Raw genomic sequence first — 21,782 nt, forward strand, 5'->3', positions numbered from 1 at the left:
TGAAGAGAATCATCGAGCAGCATCGGTGCTGCGGTTTAGTTGACCTTTCAGGTCGCGCGGATACAAGCCCCGTCCTTATAGGACGGCTTTAATTCTATAAATTCTGGAATTAACGTCAAATATATGGTAGTATAAGACAGCAGCCTGCCCAGGTCGAACCATGCTAGTTTTTGAGTTCAAAGCCTACGGGAAAAAGCAACAATACGACAAGATCGATGAAGCTATTCGCACGGGGCAATTTATTCGGAATAAATGCCTGCGGTACTGGATGGACAATCGCGGTGTCGGCAGAAAAGAACTGTATAAATATTGCACTCAATTGCGAGCAGAGTTTGGCTTTGTCAAAGACTTGTACAGTCATGCTTGTCAAGCTGCTGTTGAAAATGCCCAACGCGCGATCGATCGGTTTTTCGACAAGTGTAAAAACAAAAAGCCGGGTAAAAAGGGCTATCCGCAGTTCAAGAAAAACAGTCGCTCGATCGAGTACAAGGTTGGTGGCTGGAAACTTTCATCAGGCCGGAAACGCATTAACTTTACTGATAAGAAAGGTATCGGGATGCTGAAATTAAAAGGCAGTCGAGACTTGCATTTTTATCAGATAGAGCAAATTAAAAGGGTACGGATTGTCCGACGTAGTGATGGGTATTACGTGCAATTCTGTGTCGATGCTCCTCGGAGCGCTCTCAAAGATTGCAAGTCATCCAATCGTGCGGTAGGAATTGATGTCGGAATTAAATACTTTTTGGCTGATAGTGAGGGAGGGATAGTCGAAAATCCTAAATTTTATCGCAAATCAGAAAAGCAATTAAACCGCGCCCACCGGAAAAAGTCCAAAAAGTTCAAAAAGGGTAAACCGCAATCTAATAACTACAAGAAGGCCAAAAATCGGTATGCTCGGAAACATCTAAGAGTAAGTAGGCAGCGAGAAGAGTTTGTCAAGAGAGTGGCACTCCGTTACGTCCAATCTAACGATTTGGTCGCCTATGAAGACTTAAATGTTCAGGGCATGGTAAAGAACCGAAAACTGTCTAAGTCGATTAGTGATGCCGCTTGGTCTAAGTTTCGGACGTGGTTGGATTATTTTGGGAGCGTCTACGGAACAAAAACCGTAGCTGTATCGCCCCACAATACCAGTCAGAATTGCTCGAATTGTGGCAAAAAAGTCAGTAAGTCTCTATCAACTAGAACGCACATTTGTCCGCATTGCGGGTATTCGGCAGATCGAGACACCAACGCAGCAATTAACATCTTGAAACGCGCCCAAAATACGGCGGGGCACGCCGAAATTAACGCTTGGGGAGAGATGCCCTCTAGTGCCGGTTGGGGAAACCCTGCTAGGTTATGGCGACTCATTGAACCAAGAATCCCCGTCCTTATAGGACGGGGAGTGTCAAGTAACTCCGTTTGTTAATCAGCGAGTTAGCAATGGCGATACTTTTGCTGGGTTTGCCATCAGTCTCTTGAACGTTGGTGGGGTCACTCTGGGAGGTACTGATGCTCTTGGTCGTTCCAGTCTAGTAATTGAAACCGCCGACGTTGCCGAGCCTGTGCCTGAACCGACCACAATCTTTGGTTCAGCTATAGCCCTGGGCTTGGGAGGATGGCTGAAACGAAAGAAATCAAATCCGCAGCATAAAACAACGCCGATGCGGTTAATCTACCGTTTGACAAGAGTTTAAATCTCAACTTATCAGTTGCGGGCAACAGCTTGCTCGAAAACCCACTTGGAAGTGCAGCCGACTAATCCCCCAACAAACACCCAAAACGCGCCTTGAGGCCACACACTTAACACCGCTTGCCTCATGCGGCCAGGATTGCCAGAGGGAGCATCTCACCTTTGCAGCCCTCCGCTAGAAATTGGAGTTTTGAGGCAGGAGGCAGGAGGCAGGAGGCAGAAGGAAAGAGGCAGAAGGAAAGAAGAAGAAGGAAGGAGCCAGAAGAAGTATTTTTACAAATATGAGATGCTCCCTTGCCAGAAGCGAAACAGGATTGCAGCGATCGCGGCTAGTAAGACTATTTTGCCAACAGTTGCTTCACCGATCGTCCAACCCCGGTACATTCCCCAACAACAAGCGATCGTCAATTCAATAAACAGCACCAAGTTCAAAAGGCTGATGATGGTTCTGTTGATGTTCTACAAAAAAGTTAGTGAATCCATCCAGGGGTCACAAACTCAAAAACTCTGAGGCGCGGTGGTTAAGTGCGATAATTGGGGTTTTAGGAGGGCAAGTGCTGGGCGATCGATCGCCAGCAATGCCAGTTGCGCCATGCTGATCCGATCTATAAGTGCCTGTTAATTGACGTTATATATATCTGCTAGATAATATGAGTTTTGAGTGGATGTAAAATCGATCGTTCAGATTTTTGATAGGTGGAACCTAAAATGCCTACTTTTGAGGGAACGCAAGAACAGGATTTTCTGACAGGTGGGCGATTGGGCGACATCATCCAAGCCGATAGCCGTAACGACACACTGCTTGGTGACGAAGGAAGCGACTTGCTGTGGGCTAATGAAGGCAATGACTACATTAACGGGAAACAAAATAATGATACTATCTACGCCGGCAAAGATAATGACTCCGTACACGGAGGAAAAGGAGATGACCGGGTATTCGGAGATAGGGGCAACGATATCATTTACGGCGACTTGGGCAACGATATCTTGTTCGGAGGTATTGGCAGCAAGCAACCTGCAGGCGATCGATCTGACTCTGGCAACCTAATCGGCAGCCGCAGAGAAAAGGAACTCAATGGCAATGAAGGTAGTCGCAGTTTGGTGGGAAAAAAAGGCAGCGACATCGTTCTCGGCGGCAAAGATGACGATAAACTCTTAGGAGAAACACATAATGATATTCTTTACAATCAATTAGGCAGCGATACCGCTAATGGAAAAACCGACGGCGACATCATATTTCCTGGTTTCGGCAGCGACTTCATTTACGAGGACGAAGACAATGATACTCTCAATGGCCGTGAAGGTTTAGATACAGTTTACGGCGGGACACAAAATGACATAATTCGCGGCGGAAAAGAAAGCGATCTCTTATTTGGAGAGGAAGGAAATGATGTCCTTTTTGGCGATCGCGGGGGCGATACTTTAACAGGCGGCAGCGGTGGCGATTTGTTTGTTATCGGCAGAATCGATAGAATCGATGGCGTTCCCGGCTTTTTTACTACTGGCGGCACAAATCTATCCGATGCTGACATTATTAGCGACTTCGCTCAAGGATTTGACTTAATTGCATTGGACGGCGGCTTAGCATTTCAAGACTTGAGCATTTATCAAGGCAGCAGCGAGTTTGCAAACGATACAGTAATTCAAGATCGAGTTACTGGCGAGTATCTGGCAATTTTAAAAGGAATTAACAGCAACGAAATTACAGCCTCTAAATTTACCAGCGAAATTACTCCTATTAGCTCAATATTAGAATTGAGCGAGACGAAGTTTGAAAGAAAAGAAGACGGCACGCCGATCGCTGCAATAACAGTGAAACGCAAAGGTGGTGATTTAGATGCAACTGTAGGGGCAACTATATTTATTGTTAATAACTCAGCGACATCTCCCTCCTATGGCAGCGCGACTCCCATTGAGGTCAATTTTGCCCCCGGAGAAACCACTCAGACAGTAACAGTTCCCTTGGTAAATGATGTCGCATTTGAAGGAGAGTTATTTAATTTACGCTTGAGCAACCCTAGAGGAAAGGTAAGAATTGGGTATAGCGATACTGCTGTTTTAGCGATTACAGATAATGACACTCCACCACCATCCTTGTTGATACCGACACAGCCAGACACGGGGATACTGCCCCTCAGTTCGCCGACGCCGACACCATCCCTCACCCCAATGCCGACGCCAAGCGATACGCCGGCACCAACACTAAGCGATATGCCGACGCCAACGCCAACGCCGACGCCAGCACCAACACCAACGCCAACACCAACGCCAAGCGATACGCCAACACCAACGCCGACGCCGACACCAAGCGATACGCCGACGCCAACGCCGACGCCAACCCCGACGCCGACGCCAGCGCCAAGCGATACGCCAGCGCCAACGCCGACACCAAGCGATACGCCGACGCCGACACCAAGCGATACGCCAACCCCGACGCCGACGCCAACCCCGACGCCGACGCCAGCGCCAAGCGATACGCCAACACCAACGCCGACGCCGACACCAAGCGATACGCCAACACCAACGCCAAGCGATACGCCAACCCCGACGCCGACGCCAGCGCCAACGCCGACGCCGACACCAAGCGATACGCCAGCGCCAACGCCGACGCCGACACCAAGCGATACGCCAACGCCGACGCCAACGCCGACACCAAGCGATACGCCAACACCAAGCGATACGCCAACACCAACGCCAAGCGATACGCCAACCCCGACGCCGACGCCAACCCCGACGCCGACGCCAGCGCCAAGCGATACGCCAGCGCCAACGCCGACGCCGACGCCAACCCCGACGCCAACGCCGACACCAAGCGATACGCCAACGCCAACGCCAACGCCGACGCCGACACCAAGCGATACGCCAACGCCAACGCCGACGCCGACACCAAGCGATACGCCAACGCCAACGCCGACGCCGACGCCAAGCGATACGCCAGCGCCAACGCCGACGCCGACGCCAAGCGATACGCCAGCGCCGACACCAAGCGATACACCAACACCAACACCGACACCGACACCATCTGTTACGCCGACGCCGACGCCAAGCGATACACCAACACCAACACCAACGCCAACACCGACACCAAGCGATTCGCCGACGCCAACGCCGACACCGATTGCAGACAACGTTCCAGAAATCGACTTGTTCGACGGCACCGCTAACATCGCAGACAATATGGGAACAGTTAATTTCGGTACCGCCGTTTTAGGAACAGAGGTTGTCAAAAGCTTTACCGTGAAAAATACAGGCAGTGGCAACCTGACTCTCAACAATGCGATCGCCCTGCCAACAGGTTTCAGCTTAGTTAGCAGTTTTGGCAGTACAAACCTAACTCCCGGCAGCGAGACTACTTTCTCTGTCAAATTCGATGCAACTGCGATCGGCACTTATAGCGGTCAAATTTCGTTTGCCAACAGCGACAGCGATGAAGATCCCTTTGATTTTCAGATTTCAGGAACACGTCAACCTTTTGACACTACCCCGCCCACAGCAACGCTAAACCCAATTGCCAACATTTCGGCAGGCAGCAATAGCTTGACATTTACCGTAGAATATGCTGACAACACGGCTGTAGATGTCAGCAGCCTCGATAGCAGCGATATTCGGGTGACAGGCCCAAACAACTTCAGTCAGTTGGTGGCATTCTTAAGCGCGACTCCTGGCGGAAACGGCACGCCTCGGACTGCAACTTATCAAATTAACGCCCCCGGCGACAGTTGGGACGCAGCCGACAACGGGACTTACACTCTGCAATTAGCAGAATCTCAAGTTTTAGATACCAGCGGCAATGCAGCCACTGCTGTTAATTTGGGCAATTTCAACGTCAGCGCACCTGCATTAGATGCCGAGGTGACGCTAGCAGTTTCGCCCGAGGGCGCGATAGAAGACAGCAACAGCACGATCGCCTACACATTTACCCGCACCGACAGCATCAATTCGCCACTGTCTCAACCGTTGACAGTGAGTTTCTCGGTTGGCGGAACAGCTAGTTTTGCCAATGATTACACTCAGTCGGGTGCTACCGCTTTTAGTGCCACAACGGGCACAGTTGCGTTTGCAGCGAATTCCACAACCGCAGCAGTTACCCTAACTTTAGTTGCCGATACTGCTAATGAACCTAACGAGACAGTCGAACTAACTTTGGCAGCAGGAAGCGGCTACACTTCAGGCACAGCAGGCGCGGTGACGGCTGCCATTACCAACGACGATACTCCCCCTACCTATAATTTCAGTGCAGCTACCTTTAATGTGCCTGAAGGGAATGCTGCTAACACCACCAATGTCGTGACTGTGACGCGATCGGGAGATACATCTACAGCTTCAAGTGTAGATGTAGTCCTGGCAGCAGGTGCTGCCAATCCCGCAGCAATTGGCAGCGACGTGCAAGCAGAACCCATTACCGTTAATTTTGCAGTAGGGGAGACAAGCAAAACTGTACCGATTCAGGTATTGGGCGATGTCACTTACGAACCCGACGAGACAGTAGCGCTGTCATTTGCCAACTTCACCAACGGCGGAGTCGCGGGAACAGTCAACCCCACTGCCGTGCTCGCAATTCAAAACGATGATGCCGAGATTCGTGGCAGCAAGTGGAATGACTTAAACGGCAACGGCTTGCGAGACACTAACGAACTCGGCATAGCAGGTTGGACTGTCTTTCTCGACACTAACCAAAACGGCGTACTGGACGGCGGCGAAACTTCTACTACTACAGATGCTAGTGGCAATTACGCTTTTGGGGGTTTGCCCGCTGGCAACTATACCGTTGCCGAACAGTTGCAAGCCGATTGGCAGCAAACATTCCCCGGCATCACCGCAGGGGCGGCGACAAACTTTCTAATTCCCCTGCCAACTCGCCGAGACCACGTTTTCGATCGCACCCGCAATCGACTGTACATTACCACTAACAAGGGAACAGTAGAGCGATACGACTTCCGCGCTAACGCTTGGCTAGCACCCCTTAAGGTAGGCAATTCCTTAAACGGTGTCGATATTACCCCCGACGGCAGCGCTTTGTACGTTGCTGAAAACCAGCGCAGCGGAGTGCAGGGGTTCCTCCGCAAGGTTGACCTCAATACCGGTGCAGTTACTAACCTTCCGTACAATCTCAAAAGCCTCGAAAGCGGTTCCTGGGATGTGGCGATCGGGGCTAACGGCAAAGGAATGGTGAGTACGGGCTTTGAAGGTTCTGGTTGGACGCCATTTCGCGAACTCAACTTAGCTACCGATACTTTAACGCAGCGGTCGGATGCCGGTTCATCGTTTGGCGAAGTCAGACAGAACACGCACATCCACCGCAGCAGCGATCGCAGTCTGTTTTTCATGACTGAATCCAACATTTCCAGCGGCCCGATCTTTACCTACAACGGCACAACAAACACCTTTCCCAACCGCGCAGAAACAAACACATCTCACACCAGCACTCTATCTGCGGTCAGTCGCAACGGTGCCTTAATTGCTTTAGAGTTAGGGGCTGGCATTTCTATCCGAAACCCAAACCTCAGCCAAATTACCACCCTCAATAATGTAGACGGCGGCTTGGCTTTCGACCCAACCAAAGATATCCTCTATGCTGTGAATTCCACAACAAATCAAATCATCGCCTTTAATACAAATACTTGGACTCAGTTGTTCAGCCTCAATATTGGCGAAGATGTTCCTAACTCTACACCGTTTAACAACGGGGTGATGTCTGTCAGCGGTGACGGAAAATTTCTGTTTCTGTCCACTCCCAGCGGCGTGCGAATTTTGGGTTTGCCGGGGTCGAACGTTCCGCAAGCGCAAACAGTTAATCTTGCTGCGAATCAATTGGCTGAAAATGTCAATTTTGGCAACAGACAAACTGCACAGCTAAACGAAATTCGAGGTACAAAATGGAATGACTTAAATCGCGATCGCGCACAAAATGCTGGCGAACCAGGGATTCCAGGCTGGACTGTCTTTCTCGACACTAACCAAAATGGCGTATTGGACGCGGGGGAAACTTCTACCATAACGGATGCTAGTGGCAATTATTCCTTTGCGGGTTTGGCCGGCCTGAGAACTTATACAGTTGCGGAAGCGCTGCAACCCGGTTCGCAGCAAACGTTCCCCGGTCTCAGCGGCGCGCCGCCAAGCGTTCTGATTCCTGTTGCTAACGGTCGCGATCGCGTTTTCGACCCGACGCGGAATTTGCTTTACATCACGACCGGTGCGGGAACTGTGCAGCGGTACGATGTCGCCACGCAGACTTTGTTACCGCCGCTTGCGGTTGGCACTTCGTTAAACGGTGCTGACATTACTCTAGATGGCAGCGCTTTGTACGTTGCTGATAATCAAACTAGCGGGACGCAAGGTTTCATTCGCAAAGTAAATCTCGCTAGCGGGACTGTTACCAATATTCCTTACACTCTCGCTTTTGGAGAGGCCGGTGCTTGGGACGTGGCAATCGGTTCCAACGGCCGGGGAATGGTGAGCACAGGCTACAACGGTTCAGGTTGGGTGCCGTTCCGGGAACTCAACTTAGCTACCGATACTTTAACGCAGCCGTCGGGTGTCGGTTCGCCTGGCCAAGTCAGACAGAATACGCACATCCACCGCAGCAGCGATCGCAGTCTGTTTTTCATGACTGAATCCAACATTTCCAGCGGCCCGATCTTTACTTACGATGCTGTGACTAACACCTTTCCCACCCGGAATGAAACAGACTCTTTTCACGACGCTACTGTATCTGCGATTAACCGCAACGGTTCGCTAATTGCAATGGAATTAAACGATGGCATTTCTGTGATGGATCGCAATTTTAATGCTGTTGAAAATCTCGCTGGCGTTAACGGGGGGTTAGCCTTCGATCCAACGAGGGATATCCTTTACGCTGCTAATTCTGTTGCCGATGAGTTGATTGCTTACGATACCAATACTTGGGATGTATTATACCGCAGGAGTATCGGTGAAAATATTAATGCTTCCTCGTCATTTGTTAGTGGGGGAATGTCGGTTAGCGATAACGGACAATATCTGTTTTTGTCTACTCCTGCTGGGGTGCGGATGTTTAATTTGACTGGTACTGGGCTGCCGGAAAGCCACAAAGTAAATGTGGGTTTCGGTCAAATCGAGCAGGGAATGAACTTCGGCAATGCGATTTAGATTTTGTTTTGTTTCGATCGCACTTTTAAATTACCTCGTCAATTAAGGTCGATCGCTCTTTCATATATCGCTACATTACCACAGAAGTATCACTGGATGTGGCTATATGGGTTTGGGCATCGAGAATCATGGGAAACATATTGGTTGGCAGGGTGACAAGCAGGTTGAAAGCAAAGCTGCGTCAAGGTTTTGAGTTGAGTGACCAAGCGAAAAGATACGCTTGCTGTGCGTAAGTCAATAAAAGAGAGTGGCGATATCCCTTGAATCACGTTCAAGGGGATATCGGACAATCTTATGAGTCAATAAGCCTGTCCATAATGTACTATCTTTTTTGAGCTTCAGCGGCTTCAATGCTTTTACAATCAAGGTTCCATAGCCGTTGTCACCCCTCAAGAAAAATCCTCTTCCTTCCTTATTCCTTATTCCTTTTTCGGTTAACTCCCCAGCATTTGCAGCTTGTACAAACTGGCATACAACCCTTGTTGCTGCAACAATTCTTCGTGGCTGCCAGATTCTACTAACTGCCCGCGTTTGAGCACTAAAATACGATCGACATTTCGGATAGTCGAGAGCCTGTGGGCAATAATTATCGCCGTTCTGTCCGCCATCAAACGCTCTAGAGCTTCTTGAATTAAAGCTTCCGTCCCCACATCCAAACTAGCAGTTGCCTCGTCTAGAACTAAAATACTGGGATTGCGAATAGCGGCACGAGCAAACGCTAATAATTGCTTTTGTCCCCCCGAAAGATTCGTTCCCCGTTCCCGCAATTGCGTATCATAACCTTGAGGCAACTGTTCGATTAAACGGGCAACATTTGTCTTTTCTGCTGCTGCTTGAATTTCCTCAATCGAGTAACTTTCTCCCAGGCTGATATTGCTCTTCACGTCACCAGCAAATAGAAAGCCATCTTGGATAATCACGCCTATGTGCCTGCGTAACTCTGCTTGAGGCAAATCCCGAATATCCACATGATTAACCAGAATCCGTCCTCGGCTAGGTTCGTAAAGGCGGCACAGGAGACGGATAATCGAACTTTTGCCCGCACCAGTGGGGCCGACTAATGCTACTTTTTCGCCGGATTTGATGGTGAAATTGAGGTTTTGCAGGACATATTCGTCTTGTTTGTAAGCAAACCACACGTTGTCAAATTGGATTTCTCCCGATTCTGAATTCTGCGATTTGGCATTTTCTCCCTCCCTTAGCAAGGTGGGATTGGGATTGTTAGGCACTAAACGATATTCTGAACTTGCTGGATTTTGATGATTATCTGGCAATTCTCGATCGAACGGAGACAAGTTGTAAGCCGTTGCCTCTGGATGTCCAGTTATCAACAACGGTGAATAACCTGCCCTTCTTCCCTCTTCCCTCTTCCCTCTTCCCTCTTCCTTCTTCCCTCTCCCTTCAAACATCCGTGTATCCGTGTCAAAATCCGTGTTGTGCCCTTCCTTCTTCCCGCTAGTTGGATCTTTAATTTCGATCGGTTCGTTGAGAATATCGCTAATGCGTTCGACAGCGGTAAATCCTGCTTGAATTGCAGTGAATTTCTCAGCAAATTGCCGCAGCGGATCGAATAGACGCTGAGCAAATAAAATGAATGCAGAGAGAGTACCGAAGTTAAGATTACCAGCTAAAACCCTTTGACCCCCCATCCACAAAACGGCTGCAATCGCTACTAAAGCAATCCATTCTAATGTCGCAGATACGGCTGAGTCGTAAAATATAGTTTTGTCAACTGCTTTAATGTAGCGTTTATTCGTGACGCGAAACAATTCCGAGTTGAATCTTTCGCGGCGGAATAGCTGCACTACGCCAATACCAGTCAAGTTTTCTTGCAGTTGGGCGTTGAGCTCGGAAAGTTCTTCTCTGGTATTGTAATTTGCTATGCGATATTGGTACTGGAAATAAACTATGACTGCGGTAATTGGTATCATCATCAGCACCAACATTAAAGCTAGTTGCCACTGCATGGTAAACATGAAAATGGCAATTACTAAAATTGAAAATAAATCGCTGACAATGCCGATCGCCCCTGAAGAGAAAACCTCTCCCAAAGCTTCCACATCGCTGGTGAGGCGAGTCATCAGTTTACCGACAGGAGTGCGATCGAAAAATCTCACTGCTAGCGATGTGACGTGGGCGAACAAATCATTTCTAATATCTGTAGTAATTATTTGCCCTACTTTCGTGACTAAATAGCCTTGAAGTGATTGCAGTGCTAATCTAAGTGTTATAGTTAGCATGAGCAAAATAGCCAAAATATTCAATGCAGCAGATAAAGGCACTCCCCGCAGGAATTCGTAGGTAGGTTCCGCGCGAATTACCGAAATTGCCTGTCCGATGAGAATGGGTTGAATTGCTCCTGAGACTGCTAGCGGTACTAATAGTACGATCGCAATAATCAGCAAGCGTTTGCTGCGGGTTGCGTAAGATGCCAACCTCATGAATAACCGCCAGTCTGTTTCCTGGCCGGATTTGTTTTTGGTGTCTGCTACTGGTGAGGAAATTGTCATTGATGGCAAAAACTGTACAATATATCTAAGTAATAATTGTAACAAATAGAATCAATATTTGACACTAATATCAGTAACAGGCAAGATGGCTGTTTCACAAAGAGTGTTTTCTTGTAACAGTAGGTTGGGTTGAGGAACGAAACCCAACTAAAATGTTTGTTGCCCGCCAAAGTGGTACTATAATCTAATGTTAAAGGTTATACTGTCATCATGCAAGAAATAGAGACAGCCCGATTGTATCTGAGACAATTTACGCCAGACGACTTAGATGAGCTGTACCGCATCTACAGTGATGCAGAAATAATGAAATACTTGAGAGGAGTTAAAACTAGAGAAGGAACAGAAATCGCCCTTCATACCATGCTCAAAAGTTGGGAAGAAAAAAACTTCGGAATGTGGGCTTTAGTACATAAAATAGAGCGTAAAATGATTGGTCGCTGCGGACTGGTTTTTCTGGACAAGACACCGGAAGTTGAGTTGGGCTATGCGCTAGACAAAGTTTATTGGAATCAAGGATTGGTGACAGAGGCATCTTTTGCTAGTCTAAATTATGGATTTAAAATATTAAACTTGGAGAGAATAGTTGCGATCGCCCGACGCGAAAATATCGCCTCCCAGCGGGTCATACACAAAGTGGGCATGAAATATGAAAAAAACGCTCATTATTACGAAACTGATGTACTATATTACTCTATCTCGCGAGAAACCTACGAGTCAAAAGTAGTTTTGTAGGGTGTGCGTTGCACACCTTACTGCATTTAAATTACTCACACTGCAAATTGGCATTATGGCCTGCTGAAAACTACGAAGTCCTTTGCAATTGCTTGTTAACTTTTTGAATTTTCTTAGCAAAATACTCTTGTCTGTGTCCCAATCTTTTAGCCACGTCCAACCCTTTTTGATAGGATTCCAAAGCTTTATCGTAAGCCTTCATCTCTTGATAAACTTGACCGATATTGTCATAAGTGTTCATCAATCCGTAGAAATTGTAAGCCCGCTCTTCTAACAGCAACTGCATTTGATAAATCCGCAAAGTCGGCTCCCATTGCTTTTGCGATCGATAAAGTAAAGCTAATTTATCCAAAGCTTCGCTAGCTTGGGCATACTGTTGAATGGGGACGGCTAAATTGTAGGCTTCCTGATAGTATTGAGCGGCTAAATTGATTTGACCTATGGTTTGGTAATCGCTGGCGATCGCAATTTTTAGCGGTGGTATAGCGCTGGGATTTTGTAAGTTAAGATACACTGATGATAGTTTTTCCCTGGCTGCGATCGCCTTTAGGGGTTGTTTCGACTGTTGGTAAACATAGGCCAACTGTCTCAGAGTATCTACCTCAGTTGGAGGAGTTACAGGCTGCGGCGGCGCACCGTTTCCCGCAACAACAGCAGAATTTTGCACAGCAGAATTAGCAGCAAATAAAGCGCGGTTTTCCTGAATTAAAGTAGCCAATTCCTCATACACGGGAGCCGCTTTATCGTAACTCAACCAATTGATGTGAATAAGCCCGATCGCCTTCAAAATCTGACCTTGGGCCAATATATCTTGGTTTTGGCGCGCATTTTCGAGAATTTCTTGGTAAACTTCTACAGTCGGGCCTTTAGCGCGCACCTGCTGAAAAGCCGCAGCGAAGGCGGGGAGCAACTCAGTATTAAGTGGTACTTGTGATTTGACTTCTTTTTGAATTGCTTGCAACCGTTTGGTAATAAGCTGTAGTTCGAGGTTTTTACCGTTACTCCAAGCAACACTTCCCACCCGACTCAAAGCAGCAATTTCCGCCGCCGGGCCCAGATACCTCCGCAGCCGCAATTCTCGGAACCAAATTTCAAAAGCACCGGCGCCGTCTCCAGCTTGCAGTTTAGCCGCTGCTTCTAAGTTTAACTCTTCCAAAGCCGCTGTCAGTTCGTCCCGCTGAGTGCTGCTCAAAGATTCATTAGCGGGAGTTAGGGGATCGGGTGTGGTAATTTCTAGAGGATTAGGAGAAAATTGATCGAGGGCTGGTGGATTAGTTTGGGCGCTAGCAATAGAACCAGCACACAGCCACAGGAAAAGCAAGCACCCAATTGGTACAGAACTTCTCATTCTCAAAATTTGGTTGCCGCGATTCGGCATTCCTTCTCGAAACATCAAGTTTTGCATATCTACAAAACGGTATAAATTATGTCACAAAGATGGCACAAAAGTAAACAGTTCAACAAGAGCAACAAAATAAATGTCACCGTGCTGAGCAATTATTGGCATTTAAAGACGCTGGGCGAGCGTATTTTACGCTTATTTAGTCTAGCCCTAATTCTCTTAACTGTTTGCACAGCTTGCGCCCCCCCTCCCGCAGTTGCAAAAGACCGCTCTTTTCCAGAAATGTCCCTCGAATTTTTGGGCGAGTACGAATTGCCAAAAATGAATTTTGAAGGAGTACCAGTCGGCGGTTTGTCAGGAATTACCTACGATCCCAAAGGTATTAGCGCAGTCACTTCCAAAGCTTATCGCTTTTACGCTCTTTCCGACGACCCCAGCGAAAACGGAGAAGCCAGATTTTACAGTCTCCGACTCGACCTCACATCAAGTGACCCCGCCAATATTCGCCTGAAAAAAGTTACCGTTGACGGCGTTACCTCCCTCAAAAAAGCAGACGGTGAAACCTTCTCTTGGGGTTCCATAAATCCCGAAGGCATCGCCCTTTCTCCCCGCAATTCAGTATTTGTCGCCAGCGAAGGCGTTACTCATGTGGGCATCCCTCCTTTTCTCGGAGAATTCGACCTCAAAACAGGACAAATGCGGGGAAATTTGCCGATTCCAAAGCGGTATATTCCCGATGCCAGCGATGAAAAACAGCAGCAAGGAGTGGTGGAAAATTTAGGTTTTGAATCTTTAACCATCGACCCAGAAACCTTTAGTCCAGGCGGTCTCGATCCGTTTCGTTTGTTCGCAGCTACGGAAGCGCCGTTAAGGCAAGATTTAGACCCCGAACAGGCAAGCAAACTCCGTATTTTACATTATGTCATCGTCGATAAAACGCCGCAATTAGTATCGGAGAATCTTTACAACTTAGACCAAGTTCCCATGACTATTTTGAACGGTTTAACAGAATTAGTAACTGTCGGTGGCGGTCAGATTCTGAGTTTAGAACGTTCTTTTGGGCTGTCGGGATACAGCGCTAGGATTTATCAACTAGCGGTTGGGGCGGCTACAGATACTTCGAGAATCCAGAGTTTTAAAGGGCGAGTGGCCGTCGAACCTGTTAAGAAAAAGTTGCTCCTAGACTTAAGCGAACTCGGAATCCCGCTGTACAATTTAGAAGGGATGACCCTCGGCCCGCGCTTGCCAGATGGCAGCCAGAGTTTAGTTTTGGTCAGCGATGACAATTTTGATGAAGCGCAGAAAACTCAGTTTCTTTTATTTAGCTTGAAGGGCAAAGGTTAGGTAATAAGGGCGGGCTAGAAGCCCACCCCACCCCACAATAAGATTTATTATTTGTGAAACAGGCATCTTGCCTGTAGATCAAAACAGTACAATAAGATTCACTCTTTGTGGAACAGGCATCTTGCGCTAGAAGCCCACCCCACAAAAAGATTTATTCTTTGTGAAACAGACCCGAAAGCCTGTTGAGGAAAACCGTACAATAAAATTCACTCTTTGTGGAACAGGCATCTTGCCTGTTCCTAAAAAAGTTAAATCACATTTATCCACCTATAAAATACCCTAATTATGCCAAATCGTAAGACTTTACCATTACCAGAACTCGAACTTTCATACCTAGAATGGCAGCCAGAAAGTGTGTCCGAAAAATCTCCCCGTTTGCTGCTGTTACACGGTTTAGCAGATAGTGCGTGTGTCTGGACTAACTTGGGCAATTACTTGTCCAACCGCTATCATATTGTAGCGCCAGATATGCGCGGTCACGGAGAAAGTAGCAAACCAAAAATCGGCTATACTTTTGAAAGTGCGATCGCAGATTTAGAAGCTTTGATGGCACATCTCAACTGGCCAGACGCCCACATTTTAGGACATTCTTGGACGGGCAAACTAGCAGCGATTTGGGCGAGGCAAAATCCCGATCGCTTTTGCAGTATGATTTTAGTAGACCCCATCTTCATCACCAAAATGCCTGCGGCGATGAAACTCACCCTGCCAATTGTTTACCGAAAATTAGACTGTCTCAAATGTGTGGGCCCGTTTGCGACTTTATCCCAAGCAGAAGCAGCAGCAAAACAATCGGGAGAATACGCAGATTGGAGTGACTTGCAGCAAATGGTATTCCAACAGCAAATCGAAGAAAAATCGGACGGAAGTTGGGGCAGTAAATTTGCGATTGCAGCCAGAAATCAGATATTTGCAGAAGTGATGAAAGTTGCCGGTTTAACTGAAAATATTGATATCCAGACTTTGTTTGTACAGCCGGAAAAAGGCGTAAATCGCATGGCTTGGCAAATGCAGCCATACAAGACATACTTGAAAAATCTTACCGTTGCAAAAGTACCGGGGAATCACTGGTCTTTTTTGACTCAACCGGAAACTTTTAATCAAACTGTGGCAGATTTTTTAGAGGGCACAAGACAGTGAATTTAGAAATTATCGCACATCGGGGATTTTCGGCGATCGCCCCGGAGAATACTTTAGCAGCTTTTGAACGGGCGATCGCCCGTGGATCTCATTCGATCGAATTTGACATCCAGCTATCCGCCGATAACGTACCGGTGATTTTTCACGACGCAACATTAGATAGAATCACTGGAGTTTCTGGCAAAGTTAGGGAAAACACTCTGTCTCAATTGCAGACACTTAATGCGGGAAAATGGTTTAGCGATGAATTTTCACAAGAAAAAATTCCTACCTTAAAAGAATCATTAGCTATCCTCAAAAATGTTGACAAATTTCTTTACTTTGATGTCAAACCGCACTGCGAATGGTCGGATGCAGAAGTCGCGGATTTTGTCAATACTTTGAAGGGCGAAGAAATCCAACACAAATGCGTTATTACCTCTTTTAACGATAAATTTCTGGAACAAGTGCGGCGGCTATCTGGCGATTTGGCGATCGGACACATTGTTGCTAATCTAGAAGCATACAAAACTCAATTTGCTCAAGCTGTGGCGCATCAGGATAATGTGATTAGCAGTCAGTATCGCGTGTTGCTGGAAAACACCGCACTAATTCAAGAAAGCCGGAGTCAGGGAGTTGACATTGTGGCCTGGACGGTGGACGATCGAGCGGATATGCAAAAGTTAATTGATTTGGGTATAACGCGGATAGTCACTAATTGTTTGATATGATCTTTTTAACTTGATATCTTGCATCATTATTAAGAACGGGCAAGATGCCCGTTCCACAAAACTCAATATATCTTGCACCATTATCAAGAACGGGCAAGATGCCCGTTCCACAAAACTCAATTAATAGATGAATTACTTTCGCAAAAGCATCCACGAAATGTCTGGCTATGTGCCGGGGGAACAGCCACCGCTAGGCACAAAAATTATTAAACTAAATTCTAATGAAAATCCCTATCCGCCTTCTCCCAAAGCCTTAAAAGTGCTTCAGGAAATAGACGGAGAAATGCTGCGGCGCTATCCCGATCCAACGGGCAAAGTTTTCCGCATTGCTGCTAGTCAAGTTTTGGGAGTTGCTGACGATTGGATTATTGTAGGTAACGGCAGCGATGATTTATTAAACTTGATAGTTCGCGCTGTGGGGGAATCTGGGAAACAAATTGTTTGTCCCGCGCCAACCTATGTATTGTACCGCACTTTGGCAGAAATTCAAGATGCAGAATTTATTGAAGTTCCTTATCCCGATGACTACAAGTTACCAGTCGATTTGCTAATAGCAGCCCAGGGTGCAGTGACATTTATAGCTTCGCCAAACAGTCCATCGGGAACCGCCATATCTGTTGCCGATTTGGAGAAACTGGCTAAAGAGTTATCGGGCATTCTTGTCATCGACGAAGCTTATGTAGATTTCGCCGAAGATAATGCTTTGAACTTGACAAAAAAGTACAGTAATGTTATAGTTTTGAGGACGCTTTCAAAAGGTTATTCCCTAGCAGGATTGAGGCTTGGTTTTGCTATAGCAAATCCGGCGCTGCTGGCAGAATTAAATAAAATCAAAGACAGCTATAATGTGGATGCTTTAGCTTATGCAGTGGGGGCGGCTGCGATCGCCGATCGAGACCACAAAACAGCCAACGCCGAAAAGATTAAGGCTTCGCGAGCAAAACTAGCCGTTAGCTTCCAGGAATTAGGCTTTGAAGTTTGGCCCTCGCAAACCAACTTTTTGTTAGTTAGGCCACCAAACGGCGATGCAGAAAGAATTTATCAAACACTGAAAGTACGGGGAATATTGATTCGATATTTCAATCAGCCGCGATTAGAAGACAAATTGCGGATTAGTGTAGGTACGGAGGAACAGAATCAAATATTGGTTAAAACTTTGAAAGAAATCCTTTAATTAGGATTTACGCATGGGCGTCCAGAAACCGGGTTTTTTTACGAAAATACTTCTAGTCTACCCGCAGATTCGGTAAAAAACCCGGTTTCTTTGTCGGAGTGCGATCGCGAACTGTGTAATCTAAAATCTAAAATCGGATGACACGATCGTCGCCCTTTCACGGATAATTATTAGGATTATCAATAGCCAACCCTGCCGACAGAGCAATATCCAGCAATCTGTTGTCCGCCGAAACAAAAATTAGTCGAGTTTCTGGCATTGATGTTAAAACAGATTGAACGCGCAAAGCAGCCGCCAATTGCACAGCATCATAAGCCCGCAGTGGATATTGAACAATCAGTTCACCCGCCCTTTCAACCAGTGCCAGATCAACTTCGATAACTCTATACCGACTATTGAATTCAGAGCGAAACTTTGCAATAAGTGCAGCAACTTCCGCAGCAGTTATACCGCCCTCACGTTGTCTGCGTGCAAAAGCACTAAGAACTTCCACCCAGGTGATGCGGACTAGAAGCAGCGAGTTACCAGTCTGGGAATCCGTGAGCGTTTTTATCCAAGGGCTGCCAATTTCAACCACATATCTTTTGATGAGGGCGCTGCTATCCAAAAAATAAATGTTTACCACGGGCCGCGATCCTCGATAATCATTTCTGATAGAGGCTTGCCCGGTTTGGCCCCTAACCTTTTAGCCAATTCATACACATCTTCATCGGTGACAGCCTCGACGTTATCGGGATTGTTAGGTAGTGGAGTCACCAATCCTCGGTCAACTAAAAACTGGATTGCCAATTCTGCCTGCTTTTTTGGATCATCTGGCCAGAGTTGAATCTGCACAGTTTCCCCATCATTCAATGACAAAGGACTCAAGGGACGAAAAACCCCGTTTTCGTAGATAGCAGTAATAGTTTCTGGCATAATTAGCCTCTTAATTAAATGCTTTGACTTATTGTACTTTAACTCAAAACTATTTCTTGTTTTCTTGTTCCCAGGCTCTGCCTGGTAACACAGACCCGGAGGCTCAGCCTCCTATTTTCCTTCTCCAAAAGCGAGGCAGAGCCTCTAGATATCAGTTCCCAGGCAAAGCCTAGGAACCAGTGAAATGCGCGACAGCTTACTTCGTTGCCACCACAGCCAAATTCCAAGCCAAGCGCTTCATCAAAGGCAACTTCTTCAAAAATCCATCCCACCCTTCCAACCGAGAGTATTCCGGTTTCAATCTCTCTTCTTCAATGATAATCTTTTTCCAATAACGCTCCTCATTGGGATGCACTTTTTCTATCAAATAAAAGCGCAAAAAAATCCAAAGCGATGTCAGCCAAAACGTATCGTAAGCCGTCTTGGAAAACAAAGACTTGACAAAATTCACAATATTAATATCCAAAGGAGTTTCATCCTCCGTTCGCACCTCAGTAGCCATCCTGCGGTAAACATTAATAACCGGATTGTGCTTCATCGGGTCCCAGAAACAAGCTTTTCCCCCCGGTTTTAGTACCCGGTGCATTTCGCGAATAGCCTTTTCCGGTTCCGGCAAATGGTGCAACAAATTAGAAGCATAAACAATATCAAAACTATTGTCCGGGAAATCTAGCGCCATTGCATTCACCGTGCAGCCCTCTATTTTGACGCCGTTTTTCTCTGCCAATTTCAGAGCAACTTCTACCATTCCCTGAGAATAGTCGGCAGCCACACAATTTGCACCTTTTTTAGCAAAATAAACGCTGTTTTCTCCCGCGCCGCAGCCTAAATCTAACAGCCGTTTGCCTGTAATATCGCCCATTTGCTGGACGATAAATCTATTTTCTGGGGCGGTGCAAGCTTCAAAGTAATCATTAACTCGAATGCCGTCAATATCGATTGTGGATGCCCAAGCATCGTGGAATTGCCGCTCTTTTTTTAAAGTTTCGTCTTGCATTTTTCAAGAGTTGGTTATTGGTAAAAAAAAGTAATTTTAAACCGCAGATAAACGGGGATTAACGCAGATTTATTTAGATATATCTGCTGTTATGTGCGTTCGTCTGCGGTTTGTTTCAAGAAAAATGGCTGACAATAAATTTATCAGCGCTGTGCTTCTGCAACAACTTGATTTCCGATCGGAGTTGGCTGTTCCGAGGATTTTTCCGTAGTATGCTGCAATGCCTGATACAGGCGATTTAAAGCGCTGATGTATGCTTCTGCAGAGGCTACGATAATGTCGGTATTTGCTGAGTGACCGGAAAATACTTTGCCTTCGTGGCGCAAGCGAATTGTTACTTCGCCGATCGCATCTATGCCCGCTGTTACCGATTGTACAGAAAACTCGATCAACTCGTTCGGTACGTTTACCACCCGGTTAATTGCCCTGTAAATTGCATCTACAGGCCCAGTGCCGATCGCAGCATCGGTCAATTCTTCGCCCGCCGGATTCCGTACAGTGACAGTTGCTGTCGGGCGAGATTTGTCGCCGCAGGAAACTTGCACCAATTCTAAGCGGAATAGTTCCGGTGCTTGGTGCACTTCGTTGTTGGCGATCGCCTCTAAATCCCAATCAGTAATCTCTTTTTTCTTGTCTGCCAAATCTTTAAACTTGACAAAAGCCTTATTTAGCTCATCGTCGGCCATTTGAAAACCCAACTCTTTCAAGCGAGTGTGAAATGCGTGGCGCCCGGATAATTTACCCAACACGATTTGATTTTCAGTTAAGCCGATCGACTCAGCGTCCATAATCTCGTATGTCCGCTTATTTTTCAGCACTCCGTCTTGGTGAATTCCCGACTCGTGGGCGAAAGCATTTGCCCCGACAATCGCCTTATTTGGCTGCACCAACATCCCCGTCAAAGTGGAAACCAAGCGCGAGGTTTTGTAAATTTGGCGCGAGTCAATATTTGTCAGCGGTTCCTCAGAATCCGCAGCCCTTCCCAAGAACGGATTATAATATTGACGCCGCACGTAAAGCGCCATTACCAACTCTTCCAGAGCCGCATTGCCCGCGCGTTCGCCAATCCCGTTAATCGTGCATTCTAACTGTCTGGCGCCATTTTTCACAGCTTCCAAAAAGTTAGCAACAGCCAATCCTAAGTCATTGTGACCGTGCACCGAAATAATTGCGCGATCGATATTCGGCACATTTTCCTTAATTCCCCGAATCAAAGCCCCAAACTCGCTGGGAGTCGTGTAGCCTACAGTATCGGGAATATTAACAGTAGTGGCACCGGCTGCGATCGCCCGTTCTAGAACCTGATACAAAAACTCCGGTTCCGATCGACAAGCATCTTCCGGCGAAAACTCCACATCATCCACAAAAGACTTAGCGTAAGCCACCATTTCCGGCACAATTTCCAGAACCTCAGCCCGCGTCTTTTTCAGCTTATACTCCAAGTGAATATCAGACGTAGCCAGAAACGTATGAATTCGCGAATTTACGGCTGGTTTCAGAGCCTCGGCTGCTGTTTTAATATCCTCCTTTCTCGCCCTTGCTAAACCGCAAATTGTCGGCCCATTTTCTGTGCCCACCGATCGGGCTATTTTTTGGACTGCCTCAAAATCTCCCGTGCTGGTGAAAGGGAAACCCGCTTCAATCACATCCACGCCCAATCTCGCTAACTGGCGGGCAATAGTCAGCTTTTCATCCACATTCAGAGATGCACCCGGAGATTGTTCTCCGTCCCGCAAAGTCGTATCGAAAATAATAATCCGGTCTTGACTTGGTTGAGTTTTCATAGCTCTAAAAAAGTGTTTTCCTGATTCTTACTTGTCCGTTTTTCTAGATTTTTAGCCTCCAGTCAGTCGATTTTAGATTTTAGATTTTAGATTTTAGATTTACTCCACAGATGAATCTGGGAACTTGAACCTTAGTCTAAAATTTTGGGCTACTGGCGACTCCTATCGGAAAGCAAGTATGCGTTTTTGGGCGGGGTCACCAGTCCCCTGTCTCGCGCCAATAACGAATAATTAATAACCCATAACCCATAACTACTGACTAATGACTAATAACTACTGACTAATGACTAATAACTACTGACTAATGACTACTGACTAATGACTACTGACT

15 protein-coding genes are annotated in these 21,782 nt (G+C 46.9%); 9 read left to right on the forward strand and 6 right to left on the reverse strand.

Translation table 11 applies throughout. The features are described from left to right. Window positions 1-160: 160 nt before the first annotated feature. From QUB16_RS21575 to QUB16_RS21590, 4 genes are all read left to right on the forward strand, one after another. A complete protein-coding gene (locus tag QUB16_RS21575; protein ID WP_333319243.1) occupies window positions 161-1,411 on the forward strand; it encodes a transposase in 1,251 nt (416 codons plus the stop codon). Between the two features lie 49 nt (window positions 1,412-1,460). Beyond that, a complete protein-coding gene (locus QUB16_RS21580; protein WP_333319245.1) occupies window positions 1,461-1,679 on the forward strand; it encodes a PEP-CTERM sorting domain-containing protein in 219 nt (72 codons plus the stop codon). A 123-nt stretch (window positions 1,680-1,802) separates the two neighbouring features. Then, window positions 1,803-2,186: a hypothetical protein gene (locus QUB16_RS21585; protein WP_333319247.1), complete on the forward strand. Its 384-nt coding sequence runs from the start codon at window positions 1,803-1,805 to the stop codon at window positions 2,184-2,186. Between the two features lie 197 nt (window positions 2,187-2,383). Continuing rightward, complete coding sequence (locus tag QUB16_RS21590) at window positions 2,384-8,803, forward strand: SdrD B-like domain-containing protein (protein ID WP_333319248.1); 6,420 nt, start codon at window positions 2,384-2,386, stop codon at window positions 8,801-8,803. 434 nt (window positions 8,804-9,237) lie between these two features. Here the strand turns inward: QUB16_RS21590 and QUB16_RS21595 are convergent, their stop codons facing one another. After that, a complete protein-coding gene (locus QUB16_RS21595) occupies window positions 9,238-11,313 on the reverse strand; it encodes an ABC transporter ATP-binding protein (RefSeq protein WP_333319251.1) in 2,076 nt (691 codons plus the stop codon). 210 nt (window positions 11,314-11,523) lie between these two features. On the opposite strand from QUB16_RS21595, the gene QUB16_RS21600 reads away from it, so the two are divergent. Beyond that, complete coding sequence (locus QUB16_RS21600; protein WP_333319253.1) at window positions 11,524-12,045, forward strand: GNAT family N-acetyltransferase; 522 nt, start codon at window positions 11,524-11,526, stop codon at window positions 12,043-12,045. A gap of 70 nt (window positions 12,046-12,115) precedes the next feature. Here the strand turns inward: QUB16_RS21600 and QUB16_RS21605 are convergent, their stop codons facing one another. After that, window positions 12,116-13,450, reverse strand: coding sequence for a tetratricopeptide repeat protein (locus tag QUB16_RS21605; RefSeq protein WP_333319254.1), 1,335 nt, complete (start codon window positions 13,448-13,450; stop codon window positions 12,116-12,118). 21 nt (window positions 13,451-13,471) lie between these two features. Here QUB16_RS21605 and QUB16_RS21610 point away from each other — a divergent pair, with 21 nt between their 5' ends. The 4 genes from QUB16_RS21610 to hisC all read left to right on the forward strand — a co-directional run bounded on the left by QUB16_RS21610 (window position 13,472) and on the right by hisC (window position 17,755). Continuing rightward, on the forward strand, window positions 13,472-14,731 hold the full coding sequence (locus QUB16_RS21610; RefSeq protein ID WP_333319256.1) for an esterase-like activity of phytase family protein: 1,260 nt from the start codon (window positions 13,472-13,474) through the stop codon (window positions 14,729-14,731). 285 nt (window positions 14,732-15,016) lie between these two features. Further along, complete coding sequence (locus tag QUB16_RS21615) at window positions 15,017-15,871, forward strand: alpha/beta hydrolase (protein ID WP_333319258.1); 855 nt, start codon at window positions 15,017-15,019, stop codon at window positions 15,869-15,871. Then, on the forward strand, window positions 15,868-16,581 hold the full coding sequence (locus QUB16_RS21620) for a glycerophosphodiester phosphodiesterase family protein (RefSeq protein ID WP_333319260.1): 714 nt from the start codon (window positions 15,868-15,870) through the stop codon (window positions 16,579-16,581). The genes QUB16_RS21615 and QUB16_RS21620 overlap by 4 nt, the downstream gene beginning before the upstream one ends. Window positions 16,582-16,708: 127 nt before the next feature. Next, a complete protein-coding gene (gene hisC, locus QUB16_RS21625) occupies window positions 16,709-17,755 on the forward strand; it encodes a histidinol-phosphate transaminase (protein ID WP_333319261.1) in 1,047 nt (348 codons plus the stop codon). A 157-nt stretch (window positions 17,756-17,912) separates the two neighbouring features. Here hisC and QUB16_RS21630 read toward each other — a convergent pair whose 3' ends face one another. From QUB16_RS21630 to QUB16_RS21645, 4 genes are all read right to left on the reverse strand, one after another. Beyond that, window positions 17,913-18,380 carry a type II toxin-antitoxin system VapC family toxin gene (locus QUB16_RS21630; RefSeq protein WP_333319263.1) on the reverse strand — a complete coding sequence of 156 codons (468 nt, stop codon included), beginning with the start codon at window positions 18,378-18,380 and terminating at the stop codon, window positions 17,913-17,915. Then, window positions 18,374-18,670, reverse strand: a complete 297-nt coding sequence (locus tag QUB16_RS21635; protein ID WP_333319265.1) for an antitoxin family protein — start codon at window positions 18,668-18,670, stop codon at window positions 18,374-18,376. Before QUB16_RS21635 ends, QUB16_RS21630 begins: the two co-directional genes overlap by 7 nt. 196 nt (window positions 18,671-18,866) lie before the next feature. Then, entirely contained in the window at window positions 18,867-19,667 is an 801-nt protein-coding gene (locus QUB16_RS21640) for a methyltransferase domain-containing protein (RefSeq protein ID WP_333319267.1), read from the reverse strand. 143 nt (window positions 19,668-19,810) lie between these two features. Continuing rightward, on the reverse strand, window positions 19,811-21,451 hold the full coding sequence (locus QUB16_RS21645; protein ID WP_333319269.1) for a 2-isopropylmalate synthase: 1,641 nt from the start codon (window positions 21,449-21,451) through the stop codon (window positions 19,811-19,813). Window positions 21,452-21,782: the final 331 nt, after the last annotated feature.

Source organism: Microcoleus sp. D3_18a_C4, assembly GCF_036702415.1.
GTDB lineage: Bacteria > Cyanobacteriota > Cyanobacteriia > Cyanobacteriales > Microcoleaceae > Microcoleus.

What these genes read in the sequence shown, in the direction of transcription:
- QUB16_RS21575 (WP_333319243.1), top strand. Translation starts at nt 161, where the DNA reads ATGCTAGTTTTTGAGTTCAAAGCCTACGGGAAAAAGCAACAATACGAC.
- QUB16_RS21585 (WP_333319247.1), top strand. Translation starts at nt 1,803, where the DNA reads ATGCGGCCAGGATTGCCAGAGGGAGCATCTCACCTTTGCAGCCCTCCG.
- QUB16_RS21590 (WP_333319248.1), top strand. Translation starts at nt 2,384, where the DNA reads ATGCCTACTTTTGAGGGAACGCAAGAACAGGATTTTCTGACAGGTGGG.
- QUB16_RS21595 (WP_333319251.1), bottom strand. Translation starts at nt 11,313, where the DNA reads ATGACAATTTCCTCACCAGTAGCAGACACCAAAAACAAATCCGGCCAG.
- QUB16_RS21600 (WP_333319253.1), top strand. Translation starts at nt 11,524, where the DNA reads ATGCAAGAAATAGAGACAGCCCGATTGTATCTGAGACAATTTACGCCA.
- QUB16_RS21605 (WP_333319254.1), bottom strand. Translation starts at nt 13,450, where the DNA reads ATGCAAAACTTGATGTTTCGAGAAGGAATGCCGAATCGCGGCAACCAA.
- QUB16_RS21610 (WP_333319256.1), top strand. Translation starts at nt 13,472, where the DNA reads ATGTCACAAAGATGGCACAAAAGTAAACAGTTCAACAAGAGCAACAAA.
- QUB16_RS21615 (WP_333319258.1), top strand. Translation starts at nt 15,017, where the DNA reads ATGCCAAATCGTAAGACTTTACCATTACCAGAACTCGAACTTTCATAC.
- hisC (WP_333319261.1), top strand. Translation starts at nt 16,709, where the DNA reads ATGAATTACTTTCGCAAAAGCATCCACGAAATGTCTGGCTATGTGCCG.
- QUB16_RS21635 (WP_333319265.1), bottom strand. Translation starts at nt 18,670, where the DNA reads ATGCCAGAAACTATTACTGCTATCTACGAAAACGGGGTTTTTCGTCCC.
- QUB16_RS21640 (WP_333319267.1), bottom strand. Translation starts at nt 19,667, where the DNA reads ATGCAAGACGAAACTTTAAAAAAAGAGCGGCAATTCCACGATGCTTGG.
- QUB16_RS21645 (WP_333319269.1), bottom strand. Translation starts at nt 21,451, where the DNA reads ATGAAAACTCAACCAAGTCAAGACCGGATTATTATTTTCGATACGACT.